Source organism: Williamsia sp. Y844 (assembly GCF_056786475.1).
Window position 1 is genome coordinate 407,438 of the sequence record NZ_JBXCJB010000003.1, and the last position, 17,071, is coordinate 424,508.

The window sequence follows — 17,071 nt, forward strand, 5'->3', positions numbered from 1 at the left end:
TAACCGGAGCATTTGTGAGGTGGAGGGGCACATAGGATTGTTGCCATGCAGACGTCACCCATGATCGCGCCGTCCATCTTGTCCGCCGATTTCGCAAAGCTCGGCGCCGAGGCCGATGCGGTCAAGGGTGCCGACTGGTTACATGTCGACGTCATGGACGGGCACTTCGTGCCCAACCTGACGTTGGGACTGCCGGTCGTCGAGAGTTTGCTCAAGGCCACCGACATCCCGATCGACTGCCACCTGATGATCGAGGATCCGGCCCGCTGGGCCCCCGGATACGCAGAGGCCGGATCGCACAACGTCACCTTCCATGCCGAGGCAACCGACGACCCGATCGCGGTCGCCAAGGACATCCGCGCGGCAGGCGCCAAGGCGGGCCTGAGCATCAAGCCCGGCACCGAACTCGATCCGTACCTCGAGATCCTCAAGAGCTTCGACACCCTGCTGGTGATGAGTGTCGAGCCGGGCTTCGGCGGCCAATCGTTCATCGCCGGGGTACTCGACAAGGTGCGACGGGTGCGCTCGCTGGTCGACGCCGGGGAACTGCGGATCCTGGTGGAGATCGACGGCGGGATCAACGCCGACACCATCGAACAGGCCGCCGAGGCCGGGGTGGACTGCTTTGTCGCCGGTTCCGCGGTCTATGGCGCAAGCGATCCTGCCGAGGCCGTGAAATCGCTACGCGCGCAAGCAGCTGCGGGCCGCAGGCTGTCATGACGGGGCTGATCGGCGAGGCGATGCGCCGGGCGATCACCGAGTCGTACGGCGCCCGCGGCCAGAGCACCCCCAACCCGCCGGTGGGTGCGGTGATTCTCGGCATCGACGGTTCCGTGGTCGGGGTCGGACACACCCAGCCACCCGGTGGCGCACATGCCGAGGTCGTCGCCCTCGAGCAGGCCGGGCTACGGGCCGCAGGCGGTACCGCGGTGGTCACACTCGAACCCTGTAACCACACCGGTCGCACCGGTCCCTGCACCGAGGCCTTGATCGCGGCGGGTGTGCACGCCGTGGTCTACGCGGTGTCGGACCCGAACCCGTTGGCGAGCGGAGGTCACGCCCGTCTGGAACAAGCCGGAATCTCGGTTCAGGCAGGCGTCGGCATCGATGAGGCGCGTGACGGTCCGCTGCGTGAATGGCTGTTCCGGCAAGAGCGCGGACGGCCGATGGTCACCGCCAAGTTCGCGGCGTCCATCGACGGCCGGATCGCCGCTCCGGACGGAACCAGTCAATGGATCACCGGCAGTCCGGCACGCGAGCGGGTGCACCACGAACGTGCACAGATCGACGCCATCGTGGTCGGCACCGGAACCGTGCTCGCCGACAATCCGTCGCTGACAGCCCGATATCCCGACGGCTCATTGCGCGAACATCAGCCGCTGCGGGTGATCGTCGGTCGACGGGAGATCCCGGCCGGGGCGAGCATCTTCGATTCGAGCGCGAGGACGGTGCAGATCGCCGAGCACGACCCGGCGAGGGTGATCGAGGAGTTGGGCGAGCTGACCAACGTCCAGATCGAGGGCGGGGCGCGGTTGTTGGGTGCGTTCTTCGCGGCCGGACTCGTCGATCGCGTCCAGGCGTACCTGGCGCCGTTGGTGATCGGCGGGGGAGCGGCCGCAGTGGTCGACAATTCGGTCCTGACGTTGTCGCAGGCGCGCCGGTTCACCACCGAGCGCGTCGAAACGCTGGGCGACGATGTTTTGCTCACACTGAATGCAAACTGATTCAGCGCCCTGACCGGGCCATTCATGTCGTTAGTCCTGGTCACGATATATGCCCGATGTGGTAGTTTCTATGGTGGAAGTTCTCGGGGCGGGGTGCAATTCCCCACCGGCGGTAAAAGTGAATCGACAACAGTTGAGACACTGAGCCCGCGAGCGCCCTCACCCGGTGAGGGGTCGAGCAGATTCCGGTGAGATCCCGGAGCCGACGGTCATAGTCCGGATGTGAGAGAACTCCACCTGGTGGGTCTTCATCCGACCCGGCCATGTGCCGCCCTGAGATCGCAAAGCGATTGAAGGAGTAGGCGATGTTCACGGGAATCGTCGAGGAACGCGGCAGCATTGTTGCGCGTGAAGACTTGACCGACGCGGCACGATTCACCGTCCGGGGTCCGCTGGTCACCAGTGATGCCGGACACGGGGATTCGATTGCCGTCAACGGCGTCTGTCTGACCGTGGTCGACCTCACGGACGACGGCGCCTTCACCGTAGATGTGATGGGTGAAACGCTGCGACGCAGTTCGCTGGCCGACCTCGGACCCGGTAGCCCGGTCAATCTGGAACGCGCGATGCTCGCAGGCGGCCGCTTCGGTGGCCACATCGTCCAGGGTCACGTCGATGGCATCGGGACAGTCGAATCAGTCACACCCGGCGAGAACTGGACCGTCGTGCGGATCGGGACCACCGGTTCCATCGCCCGCTACATCGTCGAAAAGGGTTCTATCACCGTCGATGGTGTTTCGTTGACCGTTTCGTCGATCGGCCCGGACTGGTTTGAGATATCGCTCATCCCAACCACTCTCGCGTTGACCACCTTGGGGGAAGCAGCCGCGGGAGTGGTCGTTAACCTAGAGGTCGACGTGATAGCCAAATACGTCGAACGGCTATCCGCGATCGGAGTGGAGTAATGAGCAACCAGGTGGGCACCACTACAGGCCTACATCAGGGCACCAAGTTCGACACGATCGAACGTGCGCTCGCCGACATCGCGGCAGGCAAGGCGGTTGTTGTCGTCGATGACGAGGACCGCGAGAACGAAGGCGACCTGATCTTCGCGGCCGAGAAGGCCACGCCCGAACTGGTGGCGTTCATGGTCCGGTACACCTCCGGCTACCTGTGTGTCCCTCTCGACGGCGACGATTGCGACCGCCTCGGTCTGCCGCCGATGTACTCGGTGAACCAGGACAAGCACGGCACCGCCTACACCGTCACCGTTGATGCCCGCGAGGGGATCGGCACCGGTATCAGTGCCTCGGACCGTGCCGCGACCATGCGGTTGCTCGCCGATCCGACCAGTACGGCGGGCGACTTCACCCGCCCCGGACATGTGGTGCCGCTGCGCGCCAAAGAGGGTGGCGTCCTGCGCCGTCCCGGTCATACCGAGGCCGCCGTGGATCTGGCCCGGATGGCCGATCTGGCGCCCGCAGGCGTGATCTGCGAGATCGTCAGCCAGAAGGACGAGGGCGCGATGGCACAGACCCCGGAACTCCGGGTATTCGCCGACGAGCACGGCCTGGCGCTGATCTCGATCGCCGATCTCATCGCCTGGCGCCGTCGTCACGAGAAGCATGTCGTCCGGGTTGCCGATGCCCGGATCCCCACGCGCCACGGCGCTTTCCGGGCCGTCGGTTACACCAGCATCTACGACGAGGTCGAGCACGTGGCCCTGGTCCTGGGTGACGTGGCCGGACCCGACGGTGAGGGCAACGACGTCCTGGTCCGCGTGCACTCGGAGTGCCTGACCGGAGACGTCTTCGGTTCGCTGCGCTGCGACTGCGGTCCGCAGCTCGACGCGGCGATGGAGATGGTCGCCGCCGAAGGCCGCGGCATCGTGCTCTACATGCGTGGCCATGAAGGTCGCGGCATCGGGTTGCTGCACAAGCTGCAGGCATACCAGCTGCAGGACGCCGGTTCCGACACCGTCGACGCGAACCTGGAGCTCGGCCTGCCCGCCGATTCCCGCGATTACGGTCTCGGCGCCCAGATCCTCGTCGATCTCGGTGTCTCGTCGATGCGCCTGCTGACCAACAATCCGGCCAAACGTGTCGGCCTGGACGGTTATGGCCTGCACATCACCGAGCGGGTTGCGATGCCGGTTCGGCCCAATGCGGAGAATTTGCGGTACCTGCGTACCAAACGGGATCGGATGGGACACGACCTCGTCGGCCTGGACGATCTTCATCAGGGCAATGAGCTGGATCACCAAGACACCGAACTGAGCGGAGGCAATCCAGCATGAGCGGTGCCGGAGAACCAACACTGAACCTGGGTGATGCGAGCCGTCTGCAGTTGGCAATTGTTGCCTCGCAATGGCATTCGACGATCTGTGAGTCGTTGCTCGCCGGCGCCACCACCGCGGCGGCCGAGGTCGGGATCACTGATCCGACGATCGTGCGGGTGGCCGGTGCCATCGAGCTCCCGGTCATCGTGCAGGCGCTGGCCCGCAATCACGACGCGGTGGTCGCCCTCGGTGTCGTGATCCGCGGCGATACGCCCCACTTCGACTACGTCTGTGATGCGGTCACCAGCGGCCTGACCCGGGTCTCGCTCGACGAGTCGACCCCGGTCGGCAACGGTGTGCTCACCACCAACAACGAGCAGCAGGCCCTGGACCGCGCAGGTCTGCCTGATTCGAAGGAAGACAAGGGCGCACAGGCCGCGACGGCGGCGATCGCCTCGGCGTTGACCCTGCGCGCGCTGTCCCGAGGCGAATACCACCCCGAAGTCTGATGAGTACACAAGCCAAGACCGATACAGTCTCTGCGATGACCGACGAACCCCGGTGGCTGATGGTCTACCGCGCCCGGAAGTCGCCGCGATACTCGATGATCGCCGCTGTGGCGGTGGTCATCGTGCATGTGATCGTGGCGCTGTTGCTCCAGGTCGGTGACTCCGGTGTCGTGTTCAAGCTCGCCGACCAGATCGCGATGGTCGGGCTCGGCATGATCATCGGTGGAACGTTCATGCTCATCGCCCGGGCGCGGATCCGGGTCGGCGCCGAAGGTATCGCGGTCCGAAATCTGTTCAACGAGCGGATCTTTGACTGGTCGATCATCGAGGGCATCCGGTACCCGCGCAGTGGGAGCTGGGCGCGGCTGGAACTGCCAGAGGACGAGCACGTGCCGATCTTGGCCATTCAGGCCAACGACGGCGAACGGGCCGTCAACGCCATGGCCGAGGTTCGGGCTTTGCACGAACGGTTCGGCAGGCAGGTCTGACAGTCGATTCTCGGCGGGCCCGGCGCGGGGGATTCACGATCTGTCACTGCGGGGTACTAGCCTGGATTTGTGGCTGACCCGACGACGTACCGACCGGTCCCGGGGAGTATCCCCACCGACCCCGGTGTCTACAAGTTCCGGGACGCGCATCAACGAGTGATCTACGTGGGCAAGGCGAAGAATCTTCGCTCCCGCCTGACGTCTTACTTCGCCGACCTGACGACGCTGCATCCGCGCACCCGCCAGATGGTGACAACCGCCGCCTCCGTGGAATGGACGGTGGTCGCCACCGAGGTCGAGGCGCTCCAACTCGAATACAACTGGATCAAAGAGTTCGATCCACGGTTCAACGTCCGCTATCGCGATGACAAGAGTTATCCGATGTTGGCCGTGACGATGAACGAGGAATACCCCCGGCTGTTCGTCTACCGCGGACCGCGGCGCAAGGGCGTGCGCTATTTCGGCCCGTATTCGCATGCCTGGGCCATCCGGGAAACGCTCGATCTGCTGACCCGGGTCTTTCCGGCCCGTACCTGTTCCTCCGGGGTGTTCAAGCGGCACCATCAGATCGACCGGCCATGCCTTCTCGGTTACATCGACAAATGCGCTGCGCCGTGTGTCGGCCGGGTCAGTGCCGCCGAGCACCGCGCCATCGTGGAGGACTTCTGCGACTTCCTGGCCGGCCGCACCGACCGGATGATCAACACTCTGAAAACTCAGATGGAAAAGGCTTCGGCCGACCTGGATTTCGAGCGTGCCGCGCGTCTGCGCGACGACATCGCCGCGCTGCGCCGTGCACTCGAACGCCAGTCGGTGGTCCTCGGAGACGGGACCGACGCCGATCTCGTTGCGATGGAAGGTGATCAGCTCGAGGTCTCCGTCCAGGTCTTCCACGTTCGTGGCGGACGGGTCCGAGGCCAGCGAGGCTGGATCGTCGAGAAGTCCGGTGATGACGACCTGGCGGATCAGGTGGGCCAGTTCCTCACCCAGTTCTACGGCGAACAGGCCGACCAGGCGGAGTCGGTGTCGGTGGACGACGGCCGTACGAAGGCCGATCCGGTGCCAAGAGAGGTTCTCGTCCCGGCCCTTCCGCCCGATGTCGATGAGGTCCGTGACTGGCTGACGAGACTGCGTGGCAGCAACGTCGACCTGCGGATCCCGCAGCGCGGCGACAAGAAGGCGCTGATGGAAACCGTGCACCGCAATGCCGCGGACGCGCTGGCACATCACAAACTCAAGCGGGCAGGCGATCTGACCACCCGGTCGGCGGCCCTCACCGAGATCCAGGAGACCCTCGGACTCGACTCTGCGCCGTTGCGCATCGAATGCATCGACATCTCACATGTGCAGGGCACCGACGTCGTGGCATCGCTGGTGGTGTTCGAGGACGGCCTGCCGCGTAAGTCCGACTATCGCCACTATTCGATCAAAGAGGCTGCCGGAGACGGGCATTCCGACGACGTGGCGTCAATTGCCGAGGTGACCCGACGCCGGTTCCTGCGGCATCGGGTCGATGTTGCAAACGGTCAGCCGGCCCCGATCGATGTCGCAGAGGGCGCAGATGGGGGAGATGCTGCCCCGGAGGCGGCGATCGATCCGAAGACCGGGCGTCCCCGACGATTTGCCTACCCGCCGAACCTGTTCGTCGTCGACGGCGGTGCGCCGCAGGTCCATGCGGCCGCGGCCGTACTCGATGAGTTGAACATCACCGATGTGGCCGTGGTGGGTCTGGCCAAGCGCCTCGAGGAGGTGTGGGTGCCCGGCGATGACGATCCGGTGATCTTCCCGCGCACCAGTGAGGCGCTGTTCCTGCTGCAGCGCGTTCGCGACGAGGCGCATCGCTTTGCCATCAGCTTCCACCGAAGCAAGCGCAGCAAGCGCATGACGGCCTCGGCGCTCGACGGCGTGCCCGGGCTCGGCAGCACCCGGCGCGCGGCTCTGGTCTCCCATTTCGGATCGGTCGCGAACCTGCGGCAGGCCACGGCCGAAGAGATCGCGGAGGTACCGGGTATCGGGCAGATGACCGCACGCGCGGTGCAAGCGGCGCTTGTCGAACATAATCAGAGTGAGAAGACAGGACCCACACCGTGAGTGAAGTCGAGAACGCGGTCACGCCGCCGCCCGCACAGACCCCCGACGTACTACTGGTCACCGGTTTGTCCGGCGCCGGCAGCAGCACCGTTGGCAACCTCCTCGAGGATGCCGGCTGGTACGTCGCCGACAACGTGCCCCACACGTTGATCGGTTCGATGGTCGAACTGGCCCGGGGTGCCGATTCGGCGATCTCCCGGCTGGCGATCGTGATGCGGATCCAGGACGACTCGTACGCCTCGGCGCTGGAGACCCTGCGCGCCGACCTCGATCGTGTCGGTATCGAACCGCGCGTCATCTTCATCGAGGCCTCCGACCAGGTGCTGGTCCAACGGTTCGAGCAGGTCCGACGACGACATCCGCTGCAGGGCAACGGCACCCTGATCTCTGCGATCGTGACCGAACGCGGGATGCTGGCGGGGGTCAAGGAACGGGCCGATCTCGTGGTCGACACGTCGGGTCTGTCGGTACAGCGGCTCCGCGTGATCATCGAGGGCGCATACGCCGAGGCCTCGGTCGCCGATGTGAGTGTGGTGGTCGAATCGTTCGGTTTCAAATACGGTCTGCCGATCGACGCCGATATGGTCGCCGACGTCCGATTCCTTCCCAATCCTTACTGGGTACCCGAACTGAAAGACCACAACGGATTGGAACAACCGGTCCGCGACTACGTCCTCGGCCAGGAGGGCGCGCCGGAGTTCCTCGAGAAATACGAGCAGATCCTGAGATTGGTCGGCGACGGATACCGACGTGAGGGCAAGCGCTACATGACCGTTGCGATCGGCTGCACCGGTGGCAAACATCGCAGTGTGGCGATCACGGAAGCGCTGGCCGCGGCGCTGTCCAAGGCGACGGACATCGACGGTTCCTTCTCGGTCCGTGTGGCCCACCGAGATCTGGGGCGCGAGTGAAGATCGTGGCTCTCGGGGGAGGGCATGGACTGTACGCAACGCTGACGGCGATGCGTCTGCTGAGCGACGATGTGACCGCGGTCGTGACGGTGGCCGACGATGGTGGTTCCTCGGGCCGGCTCCGGTCCGAACTCGGTGTCCTGCCGCCCGGCGACCTCCGGATGGCCATCGCTGCCCTGCTCGCGGCCACCGAGCCGTCGAGCGAAGGCCCCGATGTCGGTCCGGGTGTACGACCCCCGCAGGAGTGGGCTTCGTTGCTACAGCACCGTTTCGGTGGACGCGGCGCGCTGGCCGGACACCCGGTCGGCAACCTGCTGTTGGCCGGACTGACCGAGGCCACCGGCGATGCGGTCGAAGCACTCGAGATGATGACCGAGCTGTTCGGGGTTCGCGGCCGGGTCCTGCCGATGTCGACCACCGGACTCGAGATCGAGGCCGATGTCTCCGGTCTCGAGGACGATCCTCGGATCAGCCGGGCCATCCGCGGTCAGGTCGCAGTTGCCACCACCCCGGGCATCGTGCGCCGCGTACGCCTCTCGCCGAACCCGCCGCCTGCCTGCCCGGAGGCGATCGAGGCGATCGAGGGCGCCGATCTGGTGGTGCTGGGTCCGGGCTCCTGGTTCTCCAGTGTGATCCCGCATGTACTGGTACCCGATCAGCTCGCCGCCCTCAAACGGACGTCCGCGAAGAAGGTACTGATCGTCAACCTGGCTCCCGAACCCGGTGAGACGACCGGCTTTTCGGTGGAGCGACATCTGCACGTGCTCCTTGCTCACGCCGACGATTTCCGGGTCGATCATGTGCTCGTGGACTCGGGTTCTGTTCCGGTGGGATCAGAACGTGAACACGTTGAACGAGCGGCGGCGAAATTTGGGGCTACGCTGCACGATGGTGAACTCGCAGTTGCGGGAACCCACACCCATGACCCAGGCAGGGTTGCCGCTCTCATAGGTGGCTTGTGCGATAGTAAATCGGCAGGCTACCGATCGAAAGTTGAAACGACATCCACAGAGGGAGAACGCGTCCGGTGGCGATGACATCCGCGGTCAAAGACGAACTGAGTCGGCTGGCTGTGACGCAGGTGAGTTGCCGAAAGGCAGAAGTTTCAGCGCTTTTGCGATTCGCGGGCGGACTCCACATTGTGGCAGGCCGGGTCGTGGTCGAAGCCGAGGTCGACCTCGGCAACGTCGCGCGCCGCCTCAAGCGCGAGATCTTCGAGCTCTACGGGTACACCTCCGAAGCGCATGTCCTCAGCGCCGGGGGCATCCGCAAGAGCGCCCGTTACATCGTCCGGGTCACCAAGGACGGCGAGGCCCTGGCCCGTCAGACCGGCCTGCTCGACATGCGCGGACGCCCGGTGCGTGGTCTGCCTGCACAGGTTGTCGGCGGCAGCGTCGGCGACGCCGAAGCCGCCTGGCGGGGAGCTTTCCTGGCTCATGGCTCACTGACGGAACCGGGCCGTTCGTCGGCTCTGGAGGTCAGCTGCCCCGGCCCGGAAGCGGCACTTGCGCTCGTCGGCGCCGCCCGACGCCTCGGTGTCACCGCGAAGGCCCGTGAGGTCCGCGGCGCCGACCGGGTGGTCATCCGCGACGGTGAGGCCATTGGCGCACTCCTGACCCGCATGGGCGCGCAGGACACCAGGCTGACCTGGGAAGAGCGCCGGATGCGGCGCGAGGTCCGGGCAACGGCCAACCGCCTGGCGAATTTCGACGATGCCAACTTGCGCCGATCGGCCCGTGCCGCGGTGGCCGCCGCCGCCAGGGTCGAGCGCGCGCTGGAGATCCTCGGTGATCAGGTTCCCGACCACCTGATCTCGGCCGGTCAGCTGCGCATCACCCACCGGCAGGCCTCTCTCGAGGAACTCGGCCAGTTGGCCGATCCGCCGATGACGAAAGATGCTGTGGCAGGACGTATTCGGCGACTGCTGTCGATGGCTGACAAGAAGGCCAGGACAGACGGAATTCCGGACACCGAGTCGGCCGTCACCGCCGACCTCCTCGACGACGAATAGCTGGCCACGCCCGGTTCTCCTGCGAAATGCACGTCACGTGCATGTTGTGCGCATCGACGCAGGCGGACCGGGGGTGCTTGGCGCGCGGGCGACGACTAGGCTGAGCATTGCCGCAGAGGCGGGGCCACACGATGGCCCAGCACACCGCAAAGCTAAGGAGCTCATAGTGACCGTTCGGGTAGGCGTCAACGGATTCGGCCGGATCGGCCGCAACTTTTTCCGCGCGATAGAGGCGCAGAAGGCGCTGGGCACCACGGATGTCGAGATCGTTGCAGTCAACGATCTCACCGACAATGCGAGCCTGGCACACCTCCTCAAGTACGACTCCATCCTCGGCCGCCTGCCGCAGGATGTTTCGCTCGAAGGCGACGACACGATCGTCGTCGGTGACAAGAAGATCAAGGCACTCGCACACCGCGGACCGCTCAGCGAATTGCCGTGGGGCGACCTCGGTGTCGACGTTGTCGTCGAATCGACAGGCATCTTCACCGACGCCGCCAAGGCCAAGGGTCACCTCGAGGCCGGCGCCAAGAAGGTCATCATCTCCGCACCCGCCAAGGGCGAAGACATCACCATCGTGATGGGCGTCAACGACGACAAGTACGACGGCAGCCAGAACATCATCTCGAATGCTTCGTGCACCACCAACTGCCTCGGACCGATCGCCAAGGTTCTCGATGACGAGTTCGGCATCGTCTCGGGTCTGATGACCACGATCCACGCCTACACCCAGGATCAGAACCTGCAGGACGGCCCGCACAGCGACCTGCGTCGCGCTCGCGCCGCGGCACTCAACGTGGTTCCCACGGGCACCGGTGCCGCCAAGGCAATCGGCCTGGTTCTCCCACAGCTGCTCGGCAAGCTCGACGGCTATGCGCTTCGGGTGCCGATCCCGACCGGTTCGGTCACCGACCTGACGGCCATCCTCAAGAAGAAGGCCACCGTCGACGAGATCAACGCTGCGATGCAGGCTGCTGCCGAGGGACCGCTCAAGGGCATCCTGAAGTACAGCACCGCCCCGATCGTGTCGTCGGATATCGTCACCGACGCACATTCCTCGATCTTCGATGCGCCGTTGACCAAGGTCATCGACGAGCAGGTCAAGATCGTGTCCTGGTACGACAACGAGTGGGGCTACTCCAACCGCCTCGTCGATCTCATCGGACTTGTTGCCAAGTCCCTCTAAGGGGTTCTCGCCCTTTGGTTTTCGGCGGGTTTGCGCCTGCCTCGTACGACGCCTGTACCCCGTATCACCGATCGCAAAGAGACAACGCATCTGATGACCATCTCGGTACCCACCCTCGCAGACCTGCTCGAGACCGGAGTGGAAGGCCGGACCGTCTTGGTCCGTTCCGACCTCAATGTTCCGCTCGACAATGGCAAAATCACCGATCCAGGTCGCATCCTGGCGTCGGTGCCCACCATCAAGTCCCTGTCCGAAGCGGGTGCAAAGGTCATCGTGACCGCGCATCTCGGTCGCCCGAAAGGTGTTCCGGATCCGGCGTTTTCGTTGGCCCCGGTCGCCGAGCGGCTCAGTGCCGAGCTGGGACGCAACGTCCAGCTCGCCACCGACGTCGTCGGCGGTGACGCCCTCGCACGGTCGGAGGGTCTGACCGACGGAGACGTGATGATGGTGGAGAACGTGCGGTTCGATCCGCGCGAGACCTCCAAGGATGCTGCCGAGCGAAACAAGCTCGCCAAGGCGTTGGTGGAACTGACCGGGGACAACGGTGCGTTCGTCTCGGACGGCTTCGGTGTTGTGCACCGCAAGCAGGCGTCGGTGTATGACGTGGCAAAGCTGTTGCCGCACTACGCAGGCGGCCTGGTCGCGGCCGAGGTCGAGGTTCTCGTGAAGCTGACCACCGACACCGCCCGCCCGTACGCGGTGGTGCTCGGTGGTTCGAAGGTCTCCGACAAGCTCGGTGTCATCGAGTCGTTGGCCCCCAAGGTCGACACCCTGGTGATCGGTGGCGGTATGGCGTTCACGTTCCTGGCGGCCCGCGGGCTGCCGGTGGGCAACTCGCTGCTGCAGGAAGATCAGATCGACGTCTGCCGCTCGCTCCTCGAGCGCTTCGGTGACGTCATCCACCTGCCGGTCGATGTGGTCGTGGCGGACAAGTTCGCCGCCGATGCGCAGGCGAAGGTCGTCTCGGCGGAGGAGATCCCGGACGGCTGGATGGGTCTGGACATCGGACCCGAGTCGGTCAAGCGGTTCGCCGCGGTTCTGGCCGAGGCCAAGACCGTGTTCTGGAACGGACCGGCCGGTGTGTTCGAGTTCGAGAAGTTCGCGGCCGGGACCAAGGGTCTGGCCGAGGCGATCATCGGTGCCACCAGTGGTGGCGCGTTCTCCGTTGTCGGCGGCGGCGACAGTGCGGCCGCGGTTCGACTGCTCGGCCTGCCCGAGGACGGCTTCTCCCACATCTCGACCGGTGGCGGGGCGTCGCTCGAATTCCTCGAGGGCAAAGAACTGCCCGGCCTGACCGTATTGGAGAACTGACATGGCATCGCGTAAACCGCTCATCGCGGGCAACTGGAAGATGAATCTGAACCACCTCGAGGCCATCGCGCTGGTTCAGAAGATCGCCTTCGCGCTGCCGTCGAAGTACTTCGACAAGGTCGACGTGACGGTGATCCCGCCGTTCACCGACATCCGTAGCGTGCAGACCGTCGTCGACGGCGACAAGCTGCTGCTCACCTATGGCGCACAGGACCTGTCGGCACACGATTCCGGTGCCTACACCGGTGAGATCAGCGGGTCGTTCCTGGCCAAGCTCGGTTGCACCTTTGTGGTCGTCGGGCACTCCGAGCGCCGCACAATGCACGGCGAGACGGATTCGGTGGTGCTGGCCAAGACCAAGGCTGCGCTGAAGTACAAACTGACCCCGATCGTGTGCTTGGGTGAGGGCCTGGAGATCCGCGAGGCCGGTGAGCACGTCGACTACAACATCGAGCAGCTCAAGGGTTCCCTCGCCGGTCTGAGCGCCGCCGAGATCGCGAAGGTCGTCATCGCCTACGAACCCGTCTGGGCCATCGGCACCGGACGTGTTGCCAGCGCTGCCGACGCACAAGAAGTGTGCGCCGCACTACGGGCCACACTGGCCGAATTGGCCGATGCAAAGGTCGCCGACTCGGTTCGCATCCTGTACGGCGGATCGGTGAACGCAAAGAACGTGGGGGAGATCGTCGGCCAGACCGACGTCGACGGTGCACTGGTCGGCGGCGCTTCGCTCAAGTCGGACGAGTTTGCCACCCTCTCGGCCATCGCTGCCGGTGGTCCACTGCCCTGATCTCGTGAATTGGGGTGTTCGGGCGAACAGACATTCGTCGACCTCCGCCTTCGGCTTCGTCTCCGCCGCAGGTCGCGTTCGCCCGAACGCCCCATTTCCGGGTTATGCAGTGTGGCCGGGTACAGTCGTAGATCGGCCGCTTGAACTTCAGATCTGATGGGAATCAACACGTGAAGCTAGCCCTGGACATTGGACTTGTGATCACCAGCGTTTTGCTGATCGTTCTGGTCTTGCTCCATCGTGGTAAAGGTGGCGGCTTGTCGTCACTGTTCGGTGGTGGCGTCCAGTCGAGTCTGTCTGGTTCGTCCGTCGTCGAGCGCAACCTCGACCGATTGACCGTATTCGTCGGAATCATCTGGACGATCTTCATCCTCGGCATCGGCCTGGATATCAAGCTCTCGTAAAACCTCTGCGTCGTTACGACGGGTTGGCATGCGCAACCCGTCGTCATCCGGAGATACTGGACGGGTGACTGATAAGCGCCCCTCTGTGCCCCGTCCGGAACCCGGTAGTACCGATCGCGAACTCACCGAACCGTTACGCGAGGACATCCGCCTCCTTGGCGGAATCCTCGGCCAGATCGTGCGTAAACACGCAGGCGAGGCAACCTTCGATCTCGTCGAGAAAGCCCGGGTCGAGTCCTTCCGGGTACGACGTTCCGAGATCGACCGCACCGAGCTCGAAAACCTGTTCCGCGACATCGACATCGCCGATGCCATTTCGGTCATCCGCGCTTTCAGCCACTTTGCCCTGTTGGCCAACCTCGCTGAAGACATCCATCGTGAACGCAGGCGGGCGATCCACGTCCGGGCCGGTGATACCCCGCAGGATTCGTCCCTGGCGGCGACCTACCTCAAGCTCGATTCCGCCGATCTGACCGATGAGCAGGTCGGCAAAGCACTTGCCGATGCCACTGTCGTCCCGGTCATCACCGCACATCCCACCGAGACCCGGCGGCGCACGGTCTTCGAGGTGCAACACCGGATCACCGAATTGATGCGGTTCGCCGGGCGTACCGAGCTGACGCCTGCCGAGCGGGATGAGGTCAATGTCGCGCTGAACCGGCAGATCCTGACCCTTTGGGAAACCGCGCTGATCCGCCTGGAACGGTTGCAGATCCAGGACGAGATCGAGGTGGGGCTGCGCTACTACGACGCCGGCTTCTTCGAGGTCATCCCACGTATCAACGCCGAGTTGCGGGCCTGGTTGCAGCAGCACTATCCGACCGCAGGCATCACCGATGATCCGATGCTCCGGATGGGTTCATGGATTGGCGGCGACCGTGACGGTAATCCCTTCGTCACCGGTGAGATCGTGTCGATGGCCACCCGGCGCGCCGCAGAAACCGCTGTGTCCCATCACCTTTCGGAACTGACACTGCTTGCCCAGGAACTGAGCCTGTCATCGCGCCTCACCGCTGTCAGCGATGCGGTGCTCGAACTCGGGGGTGTGGAGCGCGGAACCATCGCCGCCGACGAGCCGTACCGTACGGCATTGCGGGCCATCCGGGCCCGGTTGGCGGCGACCGCATCCCGACTGTTCGATGCACGATTTGTCGCTGTCAACGATGGTGGATTCCCGGCCGACGGCGCAGACAGTTATGCCGATGCCCCGCAGTTGCTCGCCGATCTCGACCTGATCGATGCGTCGCTCCGCGCCAACAGCGACGACGAGTTGGCCGACGATCGTCTGCTGACACTCCGCGAATCGGTGCGGGCCTTCGGTTTTCACCTGTCCGGTCTCGACATGCGGCAGAACTCCGACACCCACGAAGAAGTGGTTGCCGAACTGTTGGCGTGGGCCGGTGTGCATCACGACTACTTGTCGCTCGCCGAGCCGGAGCGGGTGCAGATCCTCACCGCGGAGTTGAGCAATCGCAGGCCGCTGACCGGTCCGGGCGCGCAGCTGTCGGACCTGGCGAACAAAGAACTCGACATCGTCCGCGCGGCCGCGGCCGCGGTGGCCGCGTATGGCCCGGAAGCGGTCCCCAACTACATCATCAGCATGTGCACCTCGGTCAGCGACCTGTTCGAGGCGCTCGTAATGCTGAAGGAGTCCGGGCTGTTCGATCCCGGTTCGCCGGACACCCCGCCGCGGTCGTCGGTCCGGGTGGTCCCGCTGTTCGAAACGATCGAGGATCTGCAGCAGGGTGCGGCAACACTGCTTGCGGCGCTTGAGGTCCCGCTGTTCCGGACGCTGATCGATCAACAGGACGGCATGGCCGAGATCATGCTGGGCTACTCCGACTCCAACAAGGACGGCGGATACCTGGCCGCCAACTGGGCGCTCTACCGCGCAGAGCTCGATCTCGTGGAAGCGGCCGCGAAGGCGGGGATCCGGTTGCGGCTCTTCCACGGCCGCGGTGGAACCGTCGGTCGCGGTGGCGGTCCGAGCTATGAGGCCATCCTGGCGCAGCCGCCGGGTGCGGTGCAGGGATCGCTCCGGATCACCGAGCAGGGTGAGGTGATCGCGGCCAAATACGCAGAGCCGGTCATCGCACGCCGGAATCTGGAGACCCTGCTGGCCGCCACCATCGAATCGTCGCTGCTCGACACCGAAGGCCTGGGCGCCGAAGCCGAGGTCGCGTACGCGGTTGTCGACGAACTGGCGGCGTTGGCCCGCAAGGCGTACAGCGAGCTGGTCCACGAAACACCAGGGTTTGTCGAATATTTCGTGAACTCGACTCCGCTGTCGGAGATCGGCTCCCTCAATATCGGAAGTCGCCCGGCCTCCCGCAAACAGACCGAGAAGATCTCCGATCTGCGCGCCATCCCGTGGGTGCTGTCGTGGTCGCAGTCGCGTGTGATGTTGCCCGGTTGGTACGGCACCGGATCGGCCTTCGAGCAGTGGATCGGTGACGACGAAAGCCGCCTGGCGACCCTGGCGGACTACTACCAGCGGTGGCCGTTCTTCCGGACCGTGATGTCGAATATGGCTCAGGTGATGGCGAAGTCGGATATGGGACTGGCCGAGCACTATTCACGATTGGTGCCCGATGAGGCGCTGCGCGAAAAGGTGTTCGGCATGATCACCGCCGAACACGAGCGGACAACGGCGATGTATTTCAAGATCACCAAAACGGACGATCTGCTGGCCGACAACGCCGCCCTCAAGCGTTCGGTCTTCAATCGATTCCCGTATCTCGAACCGCTGAATCATCTGCAGGTCGAGCTGTTGCGCCGCTATCGCGGTGGCGATGATTCCGAGCTGGTGCGCCGCGGCATTCAGCTCACCATGAACGGACTCGCCACCGCGTTGCGGAACAGCGGCTAGTGCGGCACTAGATCCTGTCGTCGGTATTCCAGGTGGTGACGGCCCAGATCACAACGAGGTCGATCGCGATGATCAGGATCGCCCACAGCGGGAAGTACGGAAGCCACAGGAAGTTCGCGATGATCGACAAGGCCGCGATGATGACCGCCGCGACCCGGGCCCACGTGGCACCGGTGAACAACCCGACGGCGATCAGGACTGCGATGATTCCGACGATGAGGTGGATCCAGCCCCACGCGGTGAGATCCAACTCGTAGGTGTATTGCGGCCCGACGACAAAGACCTCGTCATCGACCAGGGCTGAAATGCCTTGGAGAATGCCGAGGGCGCCGACGACGAACAGGAGTATTGCCGCAGCGAACACCGTTCCGCCTGCAATGCCTTGCTGAACGGGATGACGGTCTTGCTGGATCGGAGGACGGTCTTGCTGGATGGGAGGACGGTCTGATGGGCTGCTCATGACGTTGCTCCTTGGCTCGGATGATCAAGAACCCCTGGGCCGATGATCGGATCAGGCAGCACGTATTGCCAACGTGGTCTTGCCATGATCGGGGTGTTC

General features: G+C 64.6%; 16 protein-coding genes and 1 riboswitch. Of the genes, 15 read left to right on the forward strand and 1 reads right to left on the reverse strand.

All coding sequences use genetic code 11. The annotated features are described in order from the left end of the window. Positions 1-60 precede the first annotated feature (60 nt). The 15 genes from rpe (at position 61) to ppc (ending at position 16,512) form a co-directional block, all read left to right on the forward strand. Positions 61-720 (forward strand): ribulose-phosphate 3-epimerase, encoded by a 660-nt coding sequence (rpe, locus tag AC1TQG_RS18725; RefSeq protein WP_482139903.1) that lies wholly within the window; start codon positions 61-63, stop codon positions 718-720. Then, positions 717-1,724: a bifunctional diaminohydroxyphosphoribosylaminopyrimidine deaminase/5-amino-6-(5-phosphoribosylamino)uracil reductase RibD gene (gene ribD / locus AC1TQG_RS18730; protein ID WP_482139343.1), complete on the forward strand. Its 1,008-nt coding sequence runs from the start codon at positions 717-719 to the stop codon at positions 1,722-1,724. The genes rpe and ribD overlap by 4 nt, the downstream gene beginning before the upstream one ends. Positions 1,725-1,799: 75 nt before the next feature. Beyond that, positions 1,800-1,960: riboswitch (FMN riboswitch) on the forward strand. Between the two features lie 69 nt (positions 1,961-2,029). Further along, entirely contained in the window at positions 2,030-2,629 is a 600-nt protein-coding gene (locus AC1TQG_RS18735) for a riboflavin synthase (protein WP_482139344.1), read from the forward strand. Further along, on the forward strand, positions 2,629-3,960 hold the full coding sequence (locus AC1TQG_RS18740) for a bifunctional 3,4-dihydroxy-2-butanone-4-phosphate synthase/GTP cyclohydrolase II (RefSeq protein ID WP_482139345.1): 1,332 nt from the start codon (positions 2,629-2,631) through the stop codon (positions 3,958-3,960). The genes AC1TQG_RS18735 and AC1TQG_RS18740 overlap by 1 nt, the downstream gene beginning before the upstream one ends. Beyond that, entirely contained in the window at positions 3,957-4,451 is a 495-nt protein-coding gene (gene ribH, locus AC1TQG_RS18745; RefSeq protein ID WP_482139346.1) for a 6,7-dimethyl-8-ribityllumazine synthase, read from the forward strand. Before AC1TQG_RS18740 ends, ribH begins: the two co-directional genes overlap by 4 nt. A gap of 35 nt (positions 4,452-4,486) precedes the next feature. Beyond that, complete coding sequence (locus AC1TQG_RS18750; protein ID WP_482139347.1) at positions 4,487-4,939, forward strand: PH domain-containing protein; 453 nt, start codon at positions 4,487-4,489, stop codon at positions 4,937-4,939. 69 nt (positions 4,940-5,008) lie between these two features. Further along, complete coding sequence (gene uvrC, locus AC1TQG_RS18755; RefSeq protein WP_482139348.1) at positions 5,009-7,030, forward strand: excinuclease ABC subunit UvrC; 2,022 nt, start codon at positions 5,009-5,011, stop codon at positions 7,028-7,030. Next, positions 7,027-7,941: an RNase adapter RapZ gene (gene rapZ, locus AC1TQG_RS18760; RefSeq protein WP_482139349.1), complete on the forward strand. Its 915-nt coding sequence runs from the start codon at positions 7,027-7,029 to the stop codon at positions 7,939-7,941. Before uvrC ends, rapZ begins: the two co-directional genes overlap by 4 nt. Beyond that, on the forward strand, positions 7,938-8,978 hold the full coding sequence (locus tag AC1TQG_RS18765; RefSeq protein WP_482139350.1) for a gluconeogenesis factor YvcK family protein: 1,041 nt from the start codon (positions 7,938-7,940) through the stop codon (positions 8,976-8,978). Before rapZ ends, AC1TQG_RS18765 begins: the two co-directional genes overlap by 4 nt. After that, the gene (gene whiA / locus AC1TQG_RS18770; RefSeq protein ID WP_482139905.1) at positions 8,975-9,952 is read left to right on the forward strand and encodes a DNA-binding protein WhiA; all 978 of its coding nucleotides are present in this window, start codon (positions 8,975-8,977) and stop codon (positions 9,950-9,952) included. Before AC1TQG_RS18765 ends, whiA begins: the two co-directional genes overlap by 4 nt. A gap of 166 nt (positions 9,953-10,118) precedes the next feature. Next, positions 10,119-11,138: a type I glyceraldehyde-3-phosphate dehydrogenase gene (gene gap, locus AC1TQG_RS18775; protein ID WP_482139351.1), complete on the forward strand. Its 1,020-nt coding sequence runs from the start codon at positions 10,119-10,121 to the stop codon at positions 11,136-11,138. Between the two features lie 99 nt (positions 11,139-11,237). Beyond that, entirely contained in the window at positions 11,238-12,449 is a 1,212-nt protein-coding gene (locus AC1TQG_RS18780) for a phosphoglycerate kinase (protein ID WP_482139907.1), read from the forward strand. 1 nt (position 12,450) lies between these two features. After that, positions 12,451-13,239: a triose-phosphate isomerase gene (tpiA, locus tag AC1TQG_RS18785; protein WP_482139352.1), complete on the forward strand. Its 789-nt coding sequence runs from the start codon at positions 12,451-12,453 to the stop codon at positions 13,237-13,239. 170 nt (positions 13,240-13,409) lie between these two features. Then, entirely contained in the window at positions 13,410-13,643 is a 234-nt protein-coding gene (gene secG / locus AC1TQG_RS18790) for a preprotein translocase subunit SecG (RefSeq protein ID WP_482139353.1), read from the forward strand. A gap of 28 nt (positions 13,644-13,671) precedes the next feature. Continuing rightward, positions 13,672-16,512: a phosphoenolpyruvate carboxylase gene (gene ppc, locus AC1TQG_RS18795; RefSeq protein ID WP_482139354.1), complete on the forward strand. Its 2,841-nt coding sequence runs from the start codon at positions 13,672-13,674 to the stop codon at positions 16,510-16,512. 7 nt (positions 16,513-16,519) lie between these two features. On the opposite strand, the gene AC1TQG_RS18800 is transcribed toward ppc, so the two are convergent. After that, positions 16,520-16,972, reverse strand: a complete 453-nt coding sequence (locus AC1TQG_RS18800) for a DUF7144 family membrane protein (RefSeq protein ID WP_482139355.1) — start codon at positions 16,970-16,972, stop codon at positions 16,520-16,522. Positions 16,973-17,071 lie beyond the last annotated feature (99 nt).